Origin of the sequence: Achromobacter sp. NPDC058515 (genome assembly GCF_042721735.1) — a bacterium.
Classification (GTDB): Bacteria; Pseudomonadota; Gammaproteobacteria; order Burkholderiales; family Burkholderiaceae_B; genus Achromobacter.
This window is the reverse complement of sequence record NZ_JBHXNI010000002.1, coordinates 515,372-535,115: the sequence shown is the minus strand read 5'-3', so window position 1 is coordinate 535,115 and position 19,744 is coordinate 515,372. Positions and strand designations below refer to the sequence as shown.

At 67.4% G+C, this 19,744-nt stretch carries 17 protein-coding genes; 8 read left to right on the top strand and 9 right to left on the bottom strand.

All coding sequences use genetic code 11. The annotated features are described in order from the left end of the window. Nucleotides 1-2: 2 nt before the first annotated feature. Nucleotides 3-1,343: an MFS transporter gene (locus ACFWP0_RS05705; protein ID WP_377840342.1), complete on the bottom strand. Its 1,341-nt coding sequence runs from the start codon at nucleotides 1,341-1,343 to the stop codon at nucleotides 3-5. 75 nt (nucleotides 1,344-1,418) lie between these two features. Then, entirely contained in the window at nucleotides 1,419-3,080 is a 1,662-nt protein-coding gene (locus ACFWP0_RS05700; RefSeq protein ID WP_377840340.1) for a GMC family oxidoreductase, read from the bottom strand. A gap of 136 nt (nucleotides 3,081-3,216) precedes the next feature. Here ACFWP0_RS05700 and ACFWP0_RS05695 point away from each other — a divergent pair, with 136 nt between their 5' ends. From ACFWP0_RS05695 to ACFWP0_RS05685, 3 genes are all read left to right on the top strand, one after another. Then, on the top strand, nucleotides 3,217-4,074 hold the full coding sequence (locus tag ACFWP0_RS05695) for an IclR family transcriptional regulator (RefSeq protein ID WP_377840338.1): 858 nt from the start codon (nucleotides 3,217-3,219) through the stop codon (nucleotides 4,072-4,074). A 177-nt stretch (nucleotides 4,075-4,251) separates the two neighbouring features. After that, nucleotides 4,252-6,387, top strand: coding sequence for a LamG-like jellyroll fold domain-containing protein (locus ACFWP0_RS05690; protein WP_377840337.1), 2,136 nt, complete (start codon nucleotides 4,252-4,254; stop codon nucleotides 6,385-6,387). A gap of 91 nt (nucleotides 6,388-6,478) precedes the next feature. After that, nucleotides 6,479-6,949, top strand: a complete 471-nt coding sequence (locus ACFWP0_RS05685; protein ID WP_377840335.1) for a VOC family protein — start codon at nucleotides 6,479-6,481, stop codon at nucleotides 6,947-6,949. 19 nt (nucleotides 6,950-6,968) lie between these two features. Here ACFWP0_RS05685 and ACFWP0_RS05680 read toward each other — a convergent pair whose 3' ends face one another. From ACFWP0_RS05680 to ACFWP0_RS05650, 7 genes are read right to left on the bottom strand one after another with little or no spacing between them, the layout of a single operon-like run. Continuing rightward, a complete protein-coding gene (locus ACFWP0_RS05680; protein WP_377840333.1) occupies nucleotides 6,969-7,379 on the bottom strand; it encodes a Zn-ribbon domain-containing OB-fold protein in 411 nt (136 codons plus the stop codon). Further along, nucleotides 7,376-8,539 carry an acetyl-CoA acetyltransferase gene (locus tag ACFWP0_RS05675; RefSeq protein WP_377840332.1) on the bottom strand — a complete coding sequence of 388 codons (1,164 nt, stop codon included), beginning with the start codon at nucleotides 8,537-8,539 and terminating at the stop codon, nucleotides 7,376-7,378. The genes ACFWP0_RS05680 and ACFWP0_RS05675 overlap by 4 nt, the downstream gene beginning before the upstream one ends. 36 nt (nucleotides 8,540-8,575) lie before the next feature. Continuing rightward, entirely contained in the window at nucleotides 8,576-9,733 is a 1,158-nt protein-coding gene (locus ACFWP0_RS05670) for an acyl-CoA dehydrogenase family protein (RefSeq protein WP_377840330.1), read from the bottom strand. A gap of 9 nt (nucleotides 9,734-9,742) precedes the next feature. Then, on the bottom strand, nucleotides 9,743-11,284 hold the full coding sequence (locus ACFWP0_RS05665) for an AMP-binding protein (protein ID WP_377840329.1): 1,542 nt from the start codon (nucleotides 11,282-11,284) through the stop codon (nucleotides 9,743-9,745). Between the two features lie 20 nt (nucleotides 11,285-11,304). Further along, nucleotides 11,305-12,162 (bottom strand): MaoC/PaaZ C-terminal domain-containing protein, encoded by an 858-nt coding sequence (locus ACFWP0_RS05660; protein ID WP_377840328.1) that lies wholly within the window; start codon nucleotides 12,160-12,162, stop codon nucleotides 11,305-11,307. Between the two features lie 51 nt (nucleotides 12,163-12,213). After that, entirely contained in the window at nucleotides 12,214-13,191 is a 978-nt protein-coding gene (locus ACFWP0_RS05655) for a Bug family tripartite tricarboxylate transporter substrate binding protein (RefSeq protein ID WP_377840326.1), read from the bottom strand. A 22-nt stretch (nucleotides 13,192-13,213) separates the two neighbouring features. Then, on the bottom strand, nucleotides 13,214-14,179 hold the full coding sequence (locus tag ACFWP0_RS05650; protein ID WP_377840325.1) for a tripartite tricarboxylate transporter substrate binding protein: 966 nt from the start codon (nucleotides 14,177-14,179) through the stop codon (nucleotides 13,214-13,216). A 204-nt stretch (nucleotides 14,180-14,383) separates the two neighbouring features. On the opposite strand from ACFWP0_RS05650, the gene ACFWP0_RS05645 reads away from it, so the two are divergent. The 5 genes from ACFWP0_RS05645 to ACFWP0_RS05625 are packed head-to-tail and all read left to right on the top strand — an operon-like array spanning nucleotide 14,384 to nucleotide 19,742. Next, nucleotides 14,384-15,136 (top strand): beta-ketoacyl-ACP reductase, encoded by a 753-nt coding sequence (locus tag ACFWP0_RS05645; protein ID WP_377840323.1) that lies wholly within the window; start codon nucleotides 14,384-14,386, stop codon nucleotides 15,134-15,136. Nucleotides 15,137-15,179: 43 nt separating this feature from the next. Beyond that, the gene (locus ACFWP0_RS05640) at nucleotides 15,180-15,656 is read left to right on the top strand and encodes a MaoC/PaaZ C-terminal domain-containing protein (RefSeq protein ID WP_377840322.1); all 477 of its coding nucleotides are present in this window, start codon (nucleotides 15,180-15,182) and stop codon (nucleotides 15,654-15,656) included. After that, the gene (locus tag ACFWP0_RS05635; protein ID WP_377840320.1) at nucleotides 15,653-17,806 is read left to right on the top strand and encodes an acetate--CoA ligase family protein; all 2,154 of its coding nucleotides are present in this window, start codon (nucleotides 15,653-15,655) and stop codon (nucleotides 17,804-17,806) included. The genes ACFWP0_RS05640 and ACFWP0_RS05635 overlap by 4 nt, the downstream gene beginning before the upstream one ends. Then, complete coding sequence (locus ACFWP0_RS05630) at nucleotides 17,803-18,570, top strand: citryl-CoA lyase (RefSeq protein WP_377840318.1); 768 nt, start codon at nucleotides 17,803-17,805, stop codon at nucleotides 18,568-18,570. The genes ACFWP0_RS05635 and ACFWP0_RS05630 overlap by 4 nt, the downstream gene beginning before the upstream one ends. After that, nucleotides 18,567-19,742: an acyl-CoA dehydrogenase family protein gene (locus ACFWP0_RS05625; protein ID WP_377840317.1), complete on the top strand. Its 1,176-nt coding sequence runs from the start codon at nucleotides 18,567-18,569 to the stop codon at nucleotides 19,740-19,742. The genes ACFWP0_RS05630 and ACFWP0_RS05625 overlap by 4 nt, the downstream gene beginning before the upstream one ends. Nucleotides 19,743-19,744: the final 2 nt, after the last annotated feature.

The window sequence follows — 19,744 nt, the reverse complement described above, 5'->3', positions numbered from 1 at the left end:
GTTCATGCCTTGCGCAGCCCCGGGCGAGGCATGGCCGGCTGGGCCGCGCCGTCCTGCTCCACCGGCTGCCTGCCGCGTCCGATCAGCCAGGCGCAGAAGGCCGACACCACGCCCGCGAACAGCACGTACAGGCAGATGAGCCAAGGCTGGCCGCCGCCGGTCTTGAGCAGCGCGGTCGCGATGATGGGCGTGATGCCGGACGCGAAGATTCCCGAGAACTGGTAGACGAACGAGATGCCGGTGTAGCGGACCTTGGCGTCGAACAGCTCGCAGAACAGCGCGGCCTCGGGCCCGTAGATGGCGGCGTAGAGGATGCCGAAGGGGATGATGATGGACAGCCAGATCAGCATGACGTTGCCGCCGCTGTTGATCATCAGCCAGAAGCCCGGGAACGATGCGGCGGCGGTGATGAGCGATCCCCAGAAATAGACGCGCGTGCGGCCGATGCGGTCGGACAGGCGGCCGAAGAACGGGATGAAAAAGCACATCACCAGCGCCGCGGCCATCACGCCTATCAGCGCCTCGGTCCGCGTGATCTGCACCGTCTGCGTCAGGAACGAGATCGAAAACACGCCGAACACGTTGAAGAACACCCCGTCGATGTAGCGCGCGCCCATGCCCTTGAGCACATTGCCGGGGTAGCGCTTCATCATGTCCATGAAAGGGATGCGGCTTTCGGCGTTGTTCGCCTTGACCGCCGTGAACTCCGGCGTCTCCTTGATGTTCAGGCGGATGTACATGCCCACCGCCACCATCGCGGCCGAGGCCAGGAAGGCGATGCGCCAGCCCCAGGCCATGAACTGCTCATCCGTCAGCAGCGTGGACAGGAGGGCCACCGTGCCCGAGGCCAGGCACAGCCCGATCGCCAGCCCGATCTGCGGCAGCGAGGCATAGAAGCCTTTCTTGTGCGCCGGCGCGTACTCATAGGCCATCAGCACCGCGCCGCCCCATTCCCCGCCCAGGCCGATGCCCTGGAACACGCGCAGCAAGAGCAGCAGAATGGGCGCCCAGATCCCGATGCTGTCGTAGGTGGGCACCAGGCCGATAAGGAAGGTCGCCACCCCCATGATCATCAGCGTCATCACCAGCATGCTCTTTCTGCCGATGCGGTCGCCGAAGTGGCCGAAGATCAGCCCGCCCAGCGGCCGGGTCACGAAGCCGACCGCGAACGTGGTGTAGGCCAGCATGGTGGAGACCAGCGGGTCTCCGGTGGGAAAGTACAGCTTGTTGAACACGATGCCCGCGACGACGCCGTACAGGAAAAAGTCGTACCACTCGATGGTGGCGCCGATCAGCGACGCGGTGACGACTTTGCGTACCGCGGCTTCGTTTTGCTTGGCCATGTCTAGTCTCCTTTGGTGGGGCGGCCGGGCAATCTGCGTTGTCCTGCGCCGTTTCTTTGCGCTATCCGTAAACGTCTATCCGGGGTCCGTCATTTCCATCCGGGGCGTCGTCCGCAGCGTCTGCGCAGGCGCTCGCCTGAGGTCCTGCAGCATGAATTCGGCCGCGCGCTCGGCCAGCATCACCACCGGGGCATTGGTGTTGCCGGACACGAGCGTGGGCATGATCGAGCAATCCACCACCCGCAGGCCGCAGACGCCATGCACCCGCAGGCGCTCGTCCACGACGGCCATCGGATCGCCGCGCGGCCCCATCCTGGCGGTGCCGGAAGGATGGAAGATGGTGGCGCCGTACTCGCGGCAGAAGTGCAGGATCTCGTCGTCCGTGCGCACGTCGGCGCCGGGCCGGAACTCGCGCTTCATCAGGCCGGCCAGCGGCTCGGTCGCGGCGACCTGGCGCGCGTACTTCACCGCGGCCACCGCCATGCGGCGGTCCAGCTCGGTGGACAGGTAGTTCGGCAGCATGGACGGCGCCTCGAACGGATCGGCGCTGCGCAGACGCACGCGGCCGCGCGAGGACGGGCGCAGCTGGCACACCGAGTAGGTGCAGCCGGAAAACGGATGCACCTTGCCGCCGGCCATGTCAGCCGACAGGGTGGCGAAATGGAACTGGGTGTCGGGCCTGCGGCTGGCCGGATCGACCCGGCAGAACAGGCCGCCCTGGTTGATGCCCACGGCCAGCGGACCGCTGCGAAACAGCAGCCATTGCAGCCCCATGCGCGCGCGTCCGGCCAGCGTGCGCAGCTGGTCGTTGGTGGTGATGGGGCGGGTGGTCTCGTAGATCAGGCGGATCTGCAGGTGGTCCTGCAGGTTCTCGCCCACGCCGGGCAGGTCGCGCACGACGCCGATGCCGAACTCGCGCAGCAAGGCGGCCGGGCCGACGCCGGACAGCTGCAGCAGCTGCGGCGACTGCAGGGCACCCGCGCACAGCACGACCTCGCGCCGCGCGCGCAGCGTGCGCACCTGGCCGTCCTGCCGGTAGCGCACGCCGCAGGCGCGGCTGCCTTCGAACAGCACGGCCATGGCATGCGCGTCCGTTTCCACGCGCAGGTTGGCGCGGTCTTGCGCGGGGCGCAGATAGGCCACGGCGGTCGAGCAGCGGCGGCCGTTGCGCGTGGTGAGCTGGTAGTAGCCCACGCCTTCCTGGTCGCCGGTGTTGAAGTCCTGCACGCGGGGAACGCCGAGTGTTCCGGCGGCGGCGATCAGCGCTTCGACCAGCGGGTGCGGCGTCCTGATGGAGGTGGCGTTGAGCGGGCCCGAGGTGCCGCGGGTGGGGCCGGGCCCCAGGTCATTGTTTTCCAGCTTGCGGAAGTAGGGCAGGCAGTCGTCCCAGCTCCAGCCGGGGTTGCCCGCGTCAGCCCAGGCGTCGTAGTCGGCGCGCTGGCCGCGGATGTAGATCAGGCCGTTGATGGAGCTGGAGCCGCCCAGCGTGCGGCCGCGCGGCCAGTAGATGCGGCGCCCCAGCATGTTGGGATCGGGGTCCGTGTAGTAGCCCCAGTTCACGACCTTGTGGAACATCGTCTTGCCGTAGCCGATGGGGATGTGTATCCACGGGTAACGATCCTTGGGGCCGGCCTCCAGCAGGCAGACCGAGTGCGCGCCGTCCGCGCTCAGCCGGTTGGCCATCACGCACCCGGCTGAGCCGGCGCCCACCACGATGTAATCCACGGTCTCGGACATTTCCGCGCGGTCTCCCTTATATATACTGGGCCTGCGCCGGCGGTCCCTGCATTGCAACGCGGACCAGGCCGGCATCTGTGGCGATTCTAGGAAGCGGGCGCGCACAGCAAAGCACAACAAGCGCGAGGGCGGAAAAATGGAACAGAACATGCGACTTCGGTTTCAAAATCGCAGTGCAGCATCGGCGCAGGCCCCCGAAAACCCCGCCGACGATTCCGCCAGCCACCAGCAGGAGGCCTCCCGCTCCCTGCGCGCCCTGGTGGTGCTGGACCACCTGGCGCGCGCCCAGCACCCGGCCACGCTGGCGCAGCTTGCGCAGCGGCTCGACATGCCCAAGACCACCTTGATGCGCCTCCTGGCGGCGATGCAGCGCGCCGGTTTCGTGGCGGCCACGCCCACCGAGAACGGCTATGTGCCGGGGCCGCAAGCCACGTCGCTCGCGCTGGCCACCTTGCGCGCTTCCGCCTTCACGCGGGCCTGCCGCGCGGTGCTGACGAAGCTGGTCGGCGCCTTGGGCGAAACCTGCAACCTGACCGCGCCCGACGGCGACCAGGTGGTCTACATGGAACGCGTCGAGACCTCGGAGCCGCTGCGCCTCTTCTTTGCCGTGGGCAGCCACGTGCCCATGCATTGCACCGCCAGCGGCAAGCTGTTCCTCGCGTCGATGAACCGCCTGGAGCGCAGCCGCGTGCTGGCGCGCCTGCCGCTCACGCGCAACACGCCGCGCACGCTGACCGATCCGGCGAAGCTCGAAGCCGAGCTGGAGCGCCTGGCCGTGCGCGGCATCGGCATCGACAACGAGGAATTCGTGCGCGGAATGAGCGCGGTGGCCGTGCCGGTCCGCGACGGCGAGGACCGGGTGGTGGCGGCGGTGGCCTGCCATGCGCCCACGGCGCGCGTCATGCTGGACGACCTCTTGCGCGCCGTTCCCGTGCTGCAGGGCGCCGCGCAATCCCTGCACGAGGTGCTGGCCCTGCACCGGCCCGGCGGCTGAAGCCTCGTCCCACGTAAACGAAGACCTTTCACGTACTCGTCACCCGCGGGTCACGCCCCTGTTGCATTGCCTGCCTAGAGTGGCGGCTTCGGGCGTGGATGCCGCGCGGCATCGCATCGTCCGGTCCAGGGGGGACCGGCGCGCGCCCGGGACTTCTCTCGAATCACGGAGTGCAGAGTGTCTTCAGACCAGAAAGAGAACGGAATCGGCCAGGACGCCGAGGACGGCTTGCAGCAGGACGGCGTGAACACGCGGCGGCGTTCCCTCATCAAGGCGGGCGTGGGCACGTGGGCGCTGCCCGCCGGCCTGACCTCGCTGCTGGCGGCCTGCGGCGGCGACGACGATGACGACGACGCGGCGCCCAGCCCCGGCGGCGGCGACGAAGGCGGGACCGAACCGCCGCCCGCGGCGAAGCTCCTGTCCAGCTTTGGCCTGGTGGTGCTGCCCGATACGCAGTTCTACGCGCGCTACGCCACGGCCGAAACGGGCAACCAGTTCGCCAAGCTGTTCGGCAGCGAGCCGTTCATGGCGCAGACCGACTGGATCGCGCGCTCGGCCAAGGCGCTGAACGTGCCGTTCGTCATTCATGTGGGCGACGTGGTGGACCAGGTGTCCAAGCCCCAGCAATGGGAAGTGGCCGACGCCGCCATGAAGCGGCTGGAAGCGGCGGGCGTGCCGTACTCGATCCTGGCGGGCAATCATGACGTGCTGCAGGACATCGGTTTCGAGTCCGACCCGGTCAACGGCACGGACGCCACCCGCGACCTGGCCGCCGAGCCCTATCTGAAGTGGTTCGGCAAGGACCGCGCCAGCGCGCAGGCCACCTTCGGCGGCCGCGACGCCAGCGGCTTTCACGAGTACCACGTGTTCGAGGCGGAAGGCCAGAAGTTCCTGGTGCTGTCGCTGTCGTGGCGGGTGTCGGACGCGGGCCTGGCGTGGGCCAGGCAGGTCCTGCAGACGCATTCCTCCTTGCCGGCCATCCTGGTCAACCACCAGCTGCTGGCCATCGCCAACGACGGCGTGAGCCCGCTGGAAGTGGACTACGGCCTGATGCTGTGGGACAAGCTGATCCGCGGCAACGACCAGATCTTCATGACCGTCAACGGCCACCACCATGGCGCCGCGCACCTTACCAAGATCAACGACTTCGGCCACGCGGTCGAGGAAATGGTGGTGGACTACCAGATGGCGTACCAGGGCGGCAACGGCCTGCTGCGCTTCTATGAATTCGACCTCAGCAACAACCGCATCGTCGCGTCCTCGTTCTCGCCCTGGGTGCCGCAGAAGCCCAAGAACGCGGTCAACGAATTCGACCAGGCGGTGCTGACCGACGCGAACAACCAGTTCGTGATCGAGATGGACTTCGCCAAGCGCTTTGCCGCGTTCAACCCGAACTTCAAGGCGGGCCCCGGCTCGCGCGAAGGCAGCGTGTCGGAGGCCGCGCTGGCCTTGGCGCTGAACGGCTTTGCCGACGTGAAGCCGCCCGAGAAGGCGGCGCCCGCCAACGATGAGGACTATGCGCACGCCGCGGGCACGCTGGCGCACTGGCGCTTCGTGGGCGGCGCCGCGGGCACGGCGGTCGCGCAGGGCGCGGTGGTCGCCGACAAGTCCGGCAACAACAATCCGCTGACCCGCGCGCCGCTGAACGCGCCGGCGGGCAACACCGCCCAGGAAGGCGACCTGGTCTGGAGCGCCGACCGCCACCGCCTGTCGGCCGCGCCCGGCAGCGTCACGTTCCGCAATACCGCCGGGCCGCGCCTGAGCTATTTCCTGACCGACGTCGCGGCGACGCTGAACGCCGAAACCTTCACCGGAGGCTACACGGTGGAGGCCTTCATCAAGATCGCCGGCGACTGGACGGCGGCCGCCAATGCCTGGATGAACATCATGACGCGCGCCGGGCGCCGCGGCAATCTGCCGGGATGGGCCGCCAGCCTGCCGCAATCGCCGCCGCTGCAGTTCGCCATTTCGAATCTGCGCGAAGTGCAGTGGGAAGTGGTGCCCTCGTCGGTTACGCCCGTCACCGCGCGCACCAACTGGTCGGGCGAGATCCTGGTGGACACGTGGCTGCACGTGGCGGTGGTCAACGACCCCGCGACGCGCGAAACCACGATGTACGTGGAGGGGGCGCCGGTGCTGCGCAACGCGGTGGACGGCGTGGGCCTGGCCACGCTGGGCCTGCCGTGGACGGTGGGCGCGGGCTACTGGGACGGCGGCGATCCCAGCGGCGGCTTCCTGGGCGCGCTGGGCGAGATCCGCGTCGTGGGCAAGCCCCTGCAGCCCTCGGAATGGCTGACGGCGCGCGCCTCCTGACCTGCCGGACCAAGGTGTAAATTGAGGCGTCGGACTGCATTCCAGTCTTCCGGAAGGCAGTCCGGCGCCTGTTTTACCAAGGAGAACCGGAATGAGCGACGCATACCGCAGCAAAGGCCTTTCAAGCGCAGTGTCCTACCTGGACCCGAAGGCCGCCTACCGCTGGCTCGAAACCGCATTCGGATTCGAGCCGATGTTCGCCATGCTTGATGGCGACGGCAATCTTGTCCACTCCGAAATGTCGTATGGCAACGCCGTCGTCATGATAGGCAGCGAGTGGAGCGACGACCACAAGAGTCCGCGCTCCGTCGGCGGCAAGAACACCCAGTCCATCCATGTGCAGCTTGCGCAAGGCGACGACCTCGATGCGCACTGCGCGCATGCGCGGGCGGCCGGCGCGACGATCCTGCAGGAGCCGCAGACCCAGTTCTACGGCGACCGGACCTATCGCGCGAAAGACCCGGAAGGCCATATCTGGACTTTCGGCGTGACCATCCAGGAACTGACCCCCGAGCAGTGGGACAAGGCCAGCGGCTTGACAACCCGGACGCGGCTGGATTGAATGCGCCGCCCGGCAGGGGCTACCCGTCGATACGGAACTGCGGCAGCGCCATGCCGTCCGGCAGGTCCTCGAACACCACCTGCACGCGCGCGCCGATCCGCAGGGCGTCGGCCGGCGCGTCCAGGATGTTGGCCAGCATCCGGGTGCCTTCATCCAGGTCGATGGCCGCCACCACATACGGCAGGCGTTCTTTCATGTAGCTGTTGGCGGCGCGGTGATTCACCGTGAATGTGTAGATCGTGCCTTTGCCGCTGCAGGGCAGCCAGCGCAGTTGCCCGGACAGGCAGGCGATGCAGAATTCGCGCGGGTAGAACTGGCGCGCGCCGCAAGCCTGGCATTCCTGGATCGCGAGTTTGTGCTCGGCGGCGGCGTCCCAATAGGGGCGGGTGATGTCGGTGGGCTGTGGAAGCGGGCGTTGTCCGGACGTCATGCTGACACTCCAAGAATCATGGTGGTATTGGCGGAAAACACCAGCCCCGGCGCGTGCACCATGGCCAGCTTCGGATCGGGCAGTTGGCGTTCGCCGCATTCGCCGCGCAGCTGCTTGACGGCTTCGATCACCAGCAGCATGCCGAACATGCCGGGGTGGTTGTAGGACAGCCCGCCGCCCGAGGTGTTGATGGGAAAGCCGCCGCCCGGCGCCAGCCGCCCGCCCGCGACGAAATCCTTGCCCTCGCCGCGCTTGCAGAAGCCCAGCTCTTCCAGCGACTGGATGACGCCGATGGTGAAGTGGTCATAGATCTGCACGACGTCGATGTCGCCGCGCGACACGCCGGCCATGGCCAGCGCCTGGTCCGCCGTCTCGGCCACGCGGGTGTCGAGCCAGTCGGCGGTGTTGAACGGCGTGTAGTGGTGCGCGAAGCTCTCGGCGATGCCGCGCACATACACCGGCGGCCGCGCCAGGTCGCGCGCGCGGGCGGCCGAGGTCACCACCAGCGCGCCGCCCGCGTCGGTCACCAGGCAGCAATCGCGCTGGCGCAGCGGTTCGGCGATGTAGGCCGACGCCAGCACATCGTCGATGGACAGCGGGTCGCGCTTGTAGGCCTTGGGGTTGAGCATCGCCCACTTGCGCGCCGCCACCGCCACTTCCGCCAGCGCCTGCGGCGTGGTGCCGTAGCGGTGCATGTGCAGGCGGGCCACCATGGCGTAATAGCCGATGGGGCTCAGCTGCCCATAGGGGGCGATGAACTGGCCGCGCGGACTGCGCGGGTCGTCGGCGACGGCGCCCAGCTTGCGCGAGCCATCCGACAGCTGCGTGCTGCCATAGGTGATCAGCGCCACGTCGCACATGCCGGCGTGGATGGCGGCCATGGCATGGCGGATGTGCAGCACGTTGGACATGCCGCCCACATTGGTCGAATCCACATAGCGCGGGCGGATGCCCAGGTGCTCCGCGACCTGCAGGGCCGAGAAGCGGTCGTCGGTATGCGCGAAGACCCCGTCCACGTCGCGCAGGGTCAAGCCGGCGTCCAGCAGCGCCCGCCGGGCGGCTTGCCCCTGCAGTTCCAGCGCGCTCAGGCCGGGCACCTTGCCCAGGTCCGATTCGGCCGCGCCAACGATGGCGACGGATCCAGATAAATGATTTCCCATGAGTGCTTTCCGTCCTTGGTTGGTATCGCTGTCCGGCTACAGCGACCTGGCGATCAGTTCGCGCATGATTTCCGAAGACCCGCCGTAGATGCGGTTGGGCCGCACGTCGGTATAGGCCCGGCCGATGGGGTATTCGCGCATGTAGCCGTAGCCCCCGTGGAACTGCAGCAGGTCGTCGATGGCCCGCGTGGCCTCGCTGGCCCAGAGCTTGGCCATCGCCGCGCCGGCCGCGTCCAATGCGCCGTCCATGTAGCGCATGATGCAGCTGTCGACAAAGGCGCGGGTGGCGGCGGCCAGCGCCTTGATGTCGGCCAGCTTGAACCGGATGTGCTGGTTGTCGATCAGCGCCTTGTCGAAGGCGCGCCTTTCCTTGGTGTATTCGATGGTCCAGTCCAGGGCGGCTTCCAGCGCGGCGGCGCAGCGCACGGCAATCATCAGGCGTTCCCTGACCAGTTCTTTCATCAGGTAGCCGTATCCCTGGCCGGGTTCGCCCAGCAGCGTATCGGCCGGCACCTCCATGTCCTCGAAGAACAGTTCGCAGGTGTCCTGCGCCTTCTGGCCTACCTTGTCCAGCAGGCGGCCGCGCTTGAAGCCCGGCGTGGCGGCATCCACCCAGAACAGGCTGATGCCGCGCGTGCGCGCCGCCGCGTCGGTCTTGGCCACCACCAGGACGCGATCCGCGTGCAGGCCGTTGGTGATGAAGGTTTTCTGGCCATTGAGCAGGTAGCCATGGGCCGTCTTTTGCGCCGTGCTGCGGATGGCCTTCAGGTCGCTGCCGGCGCCGGGTTCGGTCATGGCGATGGCGCCCACGATGTCCCCCTGCGCCATGCCCGGCAGGAAGGCGCGCTTCTGGGCCTCGGTGCCGAAATTGAGCAGGTACGGGGCCACGATGTCCGAATGCGTCGTAAAGCCGGTAATGCCGCTGGACAAGGAGGCGGCTATTTCTTCCAGCACGACCACGGTATGGAGAAAGTCGCCTCCCGCGCCGCCGTACTCATCGGGAATGTTCGTCAGCAGCATGCCGACCCGGCCCGCCTGGCGCCACAGTTCGCGGGGAACGTGGCCCTCGGTTTCCCATTGGGCGTGCCGTGGGGCGATCTCTTCCTGGATGAAGCGCGAGATGGTGCTGCGGAACTGATCGTGTTCCGCCGAAAAGCCCGGCCGCCGATGCGTGCCGTATTGAGTATCCGCCATAGCTGTTCCTTAATGCGCGATGCCGATGTCTTGCGGCCAATATCGCTGTTTGACCAGGCGCTTGAGCAACTTGCCCGACTCGGTGCGCGGCATGTCGGTAATGAAGTCGACCGTGCGCGGGCACTTCACGTGAGAGATCTGCGCCCGGCAGTACGCGATCAGTTCATTGGCCAGCGCCTCGCCGGCCAAGCCCGGATCGACGAGCTGCACCACGGCCTTGACCTCTTCGCCGAACTCCTCATTGGGCACGCCGATGACGGCCACGTCTTGCACGGCGGGATGCAGGGCCAGCCGGTTCTCGGCTTCCTGGGGATAGATGTTCACGCCGCCGGAGACGATGGTGTTGGACAGGCGGTCGGTCAGGTACAGGAAGCCGTCCTCGTCCAGGTAGCCCACGTCGCCGTAGGTGGCCCATCCGCGTTCGTTGTAGGCGCTGCGGGTCTTCTCGGGATCGTTGTGGTACTGGAAGCTGCCGCCGCCGGAAAAGTAGATGACGCCGGGCTGCCGTGGCCCGAGCTCCCGGCCCTCGTCGTCCACGATGTGGACCTTGCCGAATTCGGGGATGCCCACCGAGCCCTTGTGCCGCAGCCATTCGTGCGAGTCCAGCGACGTCCGGCCCACCAGCTCGGTGCCGCTGTAGTACTCGTACAGGATGGGGCCCCACCAGGCGATCATGGCTTCCTTGGTCTCGACCGGGCAGGGCGCCGCGGCATGCACCGCATAGCGCAGCGAGCTCAGGTCGCAGGCGTTGCGCTGCGCCTCGGGCAGGCGCAGCAGGCGGATGAACATGGTCGGCACCCACTGCGAGTGGGTGATCCGATGGTCCTGGATCGCGCGCAGCGCCTGTTCCGGCTCGAACTTTTCCATCATGACGCAGGCGCCGCCGGCGCGCAGGACAGCCATGTTCCAGCGCACCGGCGCGGTGTGATAGAACGGCGCCGTCGACAGATAGACGGTGTCCTGGTCGAACGCCTTCCAGGCGCTGCGGGCCGAGGTGTCGGCGCGAAAGAAGCCGTTGGCGGTCTCCAGCGGGCGCTTGATGCCCTTGGGCACGCCCGTGGTGCCCGACGAATAGCAGAAATCCGTGCCTTCCTGCGTGGCGGGCAGCGGCGCGTCGGCGGGAAAGCGGCCGATCCAGTCGGCGTAGGATTCGAAGCCCTCGCGCTCGTCGTCCATGATGACGCAGGTGGTGCCGCGCTCGCGGAAGGCGTCGTACGACACTTCCTGCAGGGTGTGGCGCGAGCAGAAGAGCACCTTGGCGTCGGAATCGTCCACGATGTACTGCACCTCGTCGCGCTTGAGGTGGCGGCTGACGGTTACGTAGTACAGGCCGACCCGATGGGCGGCGCACAGGATCTCGTAATAGTAGGGATGGTTTTCCAGGAACACCGCGATCGAATCGCCGGTCTTGAGGCCGGCGGCGAGCAGGGCGGCCGCGCATTGGCGCGTGCGCCGTTCCAGTTCGATCCACGTGACGGCGTAGCCGGACGGAATCATGCGATAGGCGATGCGGTCGGGCATGTCCCGCGCATGGCGCTCGATTGGAGTCATGCTGGTTTCCTCCGGGATAGTCAGGCGATGTCGGCGATGCCGTTGTTCAGCACCACGGCGCCGCGTTCGTGCGCCACGGCGCGAAAGTGCACCGAGGCTGCGCGCCGCCAGGTTTCCACCCTGAGGGTTTCGCCGGGGTACATGGGGGCCGAGAAGCGCACGGAAAAGCTGCGCATCCTGGCCGGCTCGGCCGGGCAGCAGGTCTTGAGCAGCGCCCGGGCGGCCATGCCGAACGTGCACAGGCCGTGCAGAATGGGCCGGTCGAACCCGGCCCTGGACGCCATGGCGGGCAGCGCATGGATGGGGTTCAGGTCTCCGTTCAGGCGGTACAGCAGCGCGGCCTGGGGCAGGCTGGGGATCAGCACCGTTTCATGGGGCGGCTCGTCCGGCACCGCCGGCAGGGGGGCAAGCGGCTCGTCGCCCTGCCCGAATCCGCCATCGGCCCGGCAGAACGACACGTGCTCGATGGTTGCCAGCGGCTGGCCGCTGTCCGCATCGAAGATGTCGCGGGTCGTGACGACCAGCGCGCCCTTGCCGGCCCCCTTGTCGACGACGCGGGTGACGCGGGTCTTGCTGGTCACCGCCGCCTCGGCGCGCACCGGCGCATGAAACGTCATCCGATGTTCTCCGTGCAGCAGCTGCAGCCAGTCGATGCCCGTGTCGGGATGGGTCGCCCACGCGCCGGGGGCGCCGACCACCGCCAGCCGGGTGGGCACGGCCAGCGTGTCCTGTTCGTGCACGAAGCGCAGGTCTTGTTCGTCGGCGGGCTGGCCGCCGTAGCCCAGCGTCAGGGCGTACAGCATGCTGTCCCGGACGCTGTAGCGGTCGGTGCGGTCGTCGAAACGCCAGTTCCGCAAGCTTTCATAGTGAATCGCCATACGATCTTGATCCTCGTCGATGGGCCCCGGCGGGTTGCCGCGGGCCTGCGTTTACTGCACCTGGATGCCCGCGGCCTGGATGACTTCGCGCCAGCGCTCGGTTTCCTTGCGCACGAAGCTGTCGAATTCCTGGCTGGTGCCGCCCACCGGGTTGCCGCCTTGCTTGATCAGCGCATCCCGCACGCCGGGGTCGGCCAGCACCTTGTTGAGTTCCGCATTCAGGCGCTGCACCCGGTCGGGCGGCGTCTTGGCGGAGACGAACAGCCCCAGCCAGGTGCCGCCGGCCAGCTGCGGATAGCCCAGTTCCGCCACGGTGGGAACGTCCGGCATCAGCGGACTGCGCGTGTCGCTGAAGACCGCCAGCGCACGCAGCCGGCCCGATTCGATCATGGGCTTGGCGGTGATCATGTTGTCCACCATGAAATCCACCTGCCCGCCGACCAGGTCGGTGATGGCGGGCGCCGCGCCCTTGTAGACCACGTTGATGGCGGTGATGCCCAGTTCGCGCTTCAACACTTCGCCGATCAGGTGGCTGGACGCGCCCATGGTGGAAATGGCCATGGCGATGCCGCCATCTTTGGACTTGGCGTAGGACCGCAGCGAGTCCAGGTCCTTCACCGGCAGCTTGGGGTTGACCACCAGCACGCTGGGCATCGAGATGACGCTGATGACCGGCGCGAAGTCTTCCATCTTGTAGGGCACCTTGCTGTACAGCGTGTAGTTGGCCGCGTTCGGCCCCAGGCTGCCCATGACGAGCGTATGGCCGTCCGGGGCGGCGTTCAGCATGCCCTGCATGCCGATGAAGCCGCCGCCGCCGGGCATGTTCTCGACGACCACGGGCTTGTCCAGCTGCCGCGATAGCTTTTCGCCCACCAGCCTGCTGGTCAGGTCGAGGATGCCGCCGGCCGAACTGGGGGCGATAATGCGCACCGGCTTGGACGGGAAGTCGGACGCCGCGGACGCGGGCGCCGCCAATAGCGCCGCCATGCCGGCGGCCAGGGCCAGGACGGCCCCTTTGATCTGTCTCATGTCGTTCTCCTTGCCGCCAGGGCTAGTCGAGCTTCAGCGCGTTGTCGGCCACGAGCTTGTTCCATTTCTCGTATTCCGATTGCAGGAAGGCCTTGGCCTCTGCCGGGCCGCCTTTCATGGGCGATGCGTACAGGCGTTCCGTGTAGGCCGGGGCCTCCGCGCCCGCGTTGATCTCGGCCACGGCCTGGCTCAGGCGTTGCACCACGGCGTCCGGCACGCGGGCCGGCGCCACCAGCACGTACGAGGCGCCCACGTTGAAGCCTTTCAGGCCGGCTTCGTCCAGGGTGGGCACGTCGGGAAACACTTTCATGCGCTCCAGGCCGGTGATGGCCAGGACCTTCAGCTTGCCGGCCTGCACCAGGGGCACTTCGGTCGACACGCTGCCGAACATCATGTCGATATCTCCGCCCATCAGCGCAACCTCGGCCGGCGATACGCCCTTGTAGGGCACATGCGTCAGCTTCGCGCCGGTCATGGCCTTGAAGAGTTCGCCGGACAAATGAATGGACGAGCCCACCCCCGCCGAGCCGAAGGTCAGGAAAGCGTTCGGCCGGGTGGCCGCCTGGATGATGTCGCCCACGCTCTTGAAGGGCGAATTCGGCGGCACCACGAGGATGTTGGGCGTGGAGGCGATGAGCGCGATGGGGGTGAGATCCTTGTCCCAATCGTAGGCATTGCGCTTGAGCGCCGCGTTTGACGCGATGTAGTTGGCGCCCATGGCGATGGTGTAGCCGTCGGGCTTGGTCTGGGCCAGCGACTGGATGGCCACGTTGCCGCCGGCGCCCGGGCGGTTTTCAACAATGAACGGTTGCCCCAGCTTGCTCGACAGCTGCTCGGCATAGAAGCGCGCCAGCAGATCGGTGGCGCCGCCGGGCGCGAAACCCACGTACATCTTGACCGGCTTGTCCGGGTACTCCGCATGGGCGGGCAGGGCGCCTGCCGTTGCCAGCCCGAGCGCTGCCGCACTCAATAACCTCACAACTGACATTTGTCGTCTCCTGAGTTTTTATAGGTGCATGCCGCAAGTGAATACGACATGCCGTTGAGTATAGCGACATGCCGAATTTAATTGCAATGAAATCCGGCACTACGTATACTTCTTCCGTATGTCGGATTTGTTGTACGCCGTTCTGCCCGGCGTCGGGCCGCAAGGCCGCAAGTTTTTTGGCAGTCCAGCCATCAAGGGGAAACAATGGATTTGCAACTCACGGGGAAAGTCGCTCTGGTCACCGGCTCCGGCCGCGGCATAGGCTATGCGTCGGCATTGGCCATGGCGCGCGAAGGCGCGCGGGTGGTGATCACCGACATTAATCCGCAGGCAGTCGAGACGGCGGCCGCGCAATTGAAGAAGGCCGGCCATCAGGCGCTGGGCGTGGTGGCCGACGTCTGCGATCCGCAGCAGGTGCAGGCACTGGCCGACCGGGCCGTCGCCGAGTTCGGGTCGATCGACATCCTGGTGAACAACGCGGGCTTCACCCGCGACAAGTACCTGACGAAAATGCCCGAGGCGGATTGGGACGCGGTGGTGGATACGATCCTGAAGGGCGCCTACTACTGCACCAAGGCCGCCTTGCCCTCCATGATGGAAAAGCGCTGGGGCCGGGTGATCAACATCGCGTCGCGGGCGCACCTGGGCAATCCCGGCCAGACCAACTATTCGGCCGCGAAGGCGGGGCTGATCGGCTTCACGCGCTCGCTTGCCTTCGAACAAGGCAAGTTCAATATCACGGCCAATGCCGTCGCGCCCGGCTTCGTGGAAACCGACCTGATACGCGCGCTTCCCACGTATGAAACCCTGCGGGCCAATGCGCTGGCCCGCCAGCCTGTGCAGCGCCTGGGCATGGTGGAAGACATCGCCGATGCGGTCGCGTTCCTGGCGTCGCAGCGCGCCAGCTTCATTACCGGCGAAACCCTGCACGTCACCGGGGGCCGCTACTCAAGCTGACGCGCCGCAGGCCATCCACGCCAAGAACAGGAGACAACGCAACATGCATTCCCTTTCAAGCCAGGCCGCGCCGGCAACACTGCCCGACGTCGGCTACTCGTTCGAATCCGGCGGGCGCACCATCTCCGAAGCCGACATCGTGCAGTTCGCCGGATTGTCCGGCGACTTCAACCGCCTGCACGTCGATGCCGAATACGCGAAGTCCACGCGCTTCGAGCAGCGCATCGCCCATGGCCTGCTGGTGCTGTCGGTGCTCTCGGGCCTCACGACCCAGACGCTGGCCTACCGGGGGCTGGAGCCTCAGGTGCTGGCCTTGATAGACCTGAATTGCCGTTTTCCCAAGCCCACTTTCATCGGCGACACGGTGCACGCCCGCGTCACGGTGACCGAGCGCGTGGCCGACACGCGGCCGGGGCGCGTCAAGATGGTGTTCAGGCGCGAGGCGGTCAACCAGCGCGGCGAAGTCGTGGCGCAGGCGGATTTCGCCATGCTGATGCGCGAGCCCGGAGCCGCCGCATGAGACCCTTCGCCGATCTTTCCCGCTTTATCAATCCGGTCAACGTGGCGGTGGTAGGGGCGTCGGCTCGGCCGTCCAGCCAGGGCGCGCGCCTGTACGAGAACCTGGTGCGTCATTCGCAGATCCGGGGCAAGGTGTACGCCGTCAATCCGGCCTACAGCCAGATCGGCGATGCGCCGTGCTGGCCGTCGATCCGCGAGCTGCCCGATGGAGATATCGACGTCGCGCTGGTCATCGTCAATGCCTCGCGCGTGATGGACGCCTTGCTCCAATGCGTGCAGCGCAAGATTCCCTACGCCATCGTCATGTCTTCGGGCTTTTCCGAAGCGGGCGAGGCGGGCCGCGCGCTGGAGCAGGACATCGCGCGGCTTTGCCGCGAAACCGGCCTGCATGTCTATGGCCCGAACTGCCCAGGCTTCGTCAATGTGCGCGACCGCATAGGCATGACGTTTTCGCCGGCGTTCAGGCATGACCTGAATGCCGGCGGCATTGGGCTGGCGACCCAGGGCGGCGGGCTCGGGCGCAACCTGCTGCAGGGGCTCAGCCACGGCCAGGGGGTGGGGCTGTGGTTTTCGGCCGGCAACGAGGTCGATCTGGAAATCCCGGATTTCATTGCCTGCATGGCGCAAGACCCGCAGATCAAGGTGATCGGGCTGCTGATGGAAGGCATCAAGGATGGCCGCCGCCTGACGGCCGCGCTGGACCTGGCGCGCGAGCGCGGCAAGCCGGTGGTGGTGCTGAAGATCGGCCACTCGGAAGCGGGCGTGCGCGCGGCCCAGTCGCATACGGCATCGATTGCCGGCAGCGCCGCCATCAACAGCGCGGTATTCCGCCAATTCGGCGCGATCGAGGTCGACGACCTGGACCAGCTGCTGGCCGTGACCCGGCTGCTTGCGCAGGGTGCGCCCAAGCCGGGCAGCGGCCTGTGCATCTATACGTTTTCCGGCGGGACCGCGGCGCTGGCGACCGACATTGCGGGCCTGGCGAACCTGCCCATGGCGGCCTTCTCGGCCCAGACCAACGCCGCGCTGAAGTCGCTGCTGCCCGACTTTGCCAATATTTCCAACCCGGTCGACACCACCGCCGACATCCTGCGCGACCAGGATGCCGCGAACGAGTGCCTGCGCGTCATCTGCAATGACCCCGGCGTCGGGGCGGTGCTGTTTCCCATCCCCATGGACTACGGCGAGGTCACCGACGGCATTGCGCAGTCCATCATCGACGTGTCGCGGTCCACGGCGACGCCCATCATTCCCGTGTGGATGAGCCGCCGCATGGGAGGCGGGTTCCAGCTGCTGGAGCAGCACGGCTTGCAGCCGTTCCTGTCCGTGTCGGGGGCCATCGCCGCGCTGTCGCGCATCTGGCCGGAGTCTGGCGCGCCATCGGGCCCGGCCGCGGAGCACGATGCGGGGGGCGCGGCCCCTCAGGCAGGCGAGACTGCCGGCAGGCTGCAGCTGAGCGAGGCGCAATCCAAGGCGCTGCTGCGGCAGGCGGGTTTCCCGCTGCCGGCCAATGAGGTCGCCGCCAGCGCCGGCCAGGCCGCTGCCGCCGCGGCCCGCATCGGGTTTCCGGTGGTCATGAAGATCGTCAGCCCCGACATCGCCCACAAAACCGAAAGCGGCGGCGTGCGCCTGGGCATCCGCACCGAGGACGCCGCCGCCGAAGCGTTCGACGGCATCTGCGCCGCGGTGGCGCGGGCCGCGCCCGGCGCGCGCATCGAGGGTGTGCTTGTCGAGGCCATGCTGCCCGCCGGCGGCCGCGAGGTGCTGGTGGGCGTGCACCGCGACGCCGCATTCGGCCTGGTCCTGACGTTTGGCCTGGGCGGCATCTTTGTTGAAACCCTGCGCGACGTTGCGCATCGGATGATTCCGCTGCAACGCGAGGACGCGCGCAGCCTGCTGCGCGACATCCGCAACGCCGCGATCCTGGAAGGCGTGCGCGGGCAGCCGTCCGCCGACCTGGCGGCGCTGGAAGACCTGATCCTGCAGGTATCGGCTTTCGCCGAACGCCATGCCGATACGCTGCTTGAACTGGAACTCAACCCGGTATGGCTGGGCCCGGCCGGCCAGGGCGCCATCGCGCTGGACGCGCTGATCGTCGCCACGGGCCCGCTGCAAGCGCCCGCCATGCCCGAAAAGGAAGCAAACCCATGACGATCCACACCAATATCGGGTACGCCACCGCCGAAGACATCTTTGTGCGGGGCAAGAACCTGTCGACCGACATCATCCCGAACGCCGACTTCGTCGACATGGCCTGCCTGTGCATCCTGGGCCAGTATCCCGAGGCCCGCTTCAAGCGCATGATGAACGTCATCCTGGTGACCTCGTGCGACCACGGGTTCACGCCCATCTCGATGGCGGGCCGCCTGACGTTCCTGGGCGCGCCCGAATCGCTGCAGGGCGCGGTGGCCGCCGGGCTGTTGGGCGCGGGCGACAGATACCTGGGCGTTACCCAGAATGTGGCGCAGATGCTGTCCGACGAAACGCCGGGCCTGGAAGACGACAGCCCGGCCAGCGAATTCGAGGCGCGGGCGCACGACCTGCTGACGCGCTACGCGGCGCAGAAGCGGCGCATCGCCGGGGTAGGCCATCCGATCCACGTCGATGGCGATCCGCGGGTCGACGCCCTGCGCAAGGTGTCGCGCGACAACGGCTACTACGGCAAGCACTGGAAACTGCTGGATGCGATCGCCGTCGTCAACCAGGCATCGTTCGGCAAGTTCCTGCCGATCAACGGCGCCGGCGCCATGGGCGCGATCGCCGCCGAGATGGGGCTGGATCCCAAGGCCGCGCGCGGCCTGGCGCTGGTGGGACGCACGGCCGGCCTGATCGCGCACATCATCGAAGAGGCGGGCTCCCCCGTGGCGCCCGACATGTGGAAGCTGGTGCTGAACGCGGAGCAGACCGACAAATGAACGCCGCTCAAGAAATGCCGATGAATTTCGCGCTGTCGGCCGACCAGGTCGAACTGCAGGACGCCTTGCGCCGCTACCTGCGCGCCGAGGTCGCGCCGATTGTCGACGCGCACGAGGCCGAGTCGCGCATGGTGCCGAGCCACATCATCCGCGCCATGCGCGACTTCGGGCTGCTGGGCGGCCTGCTGCCCGAGGAAAGCGGCGGCTTCGGGCTGCCCATGGGCACCTACGGCATGCTCATCGCCGAGGTCGCGCGCGTGTGGCCATCGCTGCGCAGCATCGTCAGCACCAGCAACCTGGCCGCCTCCGTGCTCGCGGACGGCGGTTCGCCGGCGCTCAAGGACAAGTACCTTCCGCGCATTCTCAGCGGAGAGGCCATCGCCAGCTTTGCCCTGAGCGAGCCCAATATCGGCTCGGACGCCGCCAATATCGAGACGCGCGCCACGGCCACCGGGCAGGGCTGGAAGGTCAGCGGCCGCAAGCTCTACATCAGCCTGGGGCCGGTGTGCGAACTGGGCGTGGTGTTCGTGCGCACCGGCGAGGCCGGCAAGCGGCAGGTGTCGTGCCTGCTGTTCGAGCGCGACATGCCGGGGTTCTCTTCCAGCCCGATTCCCAAGATGGGCATGCACAGCTGCCCTCTGGGCGAATTGCTGTTCGACGAGGTGGAGATTCCGCGCGGCAATCTCGTGGGCGAGGAAGGCGCCGGGTTTGCGCTGGCCAAGAAGTACCTGAACATCGGCCGCTGCGTGGTGGCGTTCTCGGCCTTGGGCATCGCCGAGGCCGCCTGCGAGGCCGCGGTGCGGTACGCGGGCGAGCGGGTCCAGTTCGGCAAGCCGATAGCCAGTTTCCAGCTGGTGCAGCATATGATTGCAGACATGCTGACCCTCGTGGAAACCTCAAGGCTGATCTGCTATCGCGCCGCCGCGGCGCTCGATCAGGACGCGCCCGACAGCCAGCTGCTGTGCTCGATGGCGAAGCGCTACGCGACCGATGCGGTGCTGCGCGTGGCCGAACAATCGATGCAGGTGCACGGGGGCGCCGGCTACACGGCCCTGTTCCCCGTCGAGCGTTATTATCGCGACGCGCGGCACCTGAGCATTGCGGAAGGAACCAACCAGATCCAGTCGCTATTGATCGCACAGGCGGTACTGGGCGTCTCGGCCTTGAAGTAGCC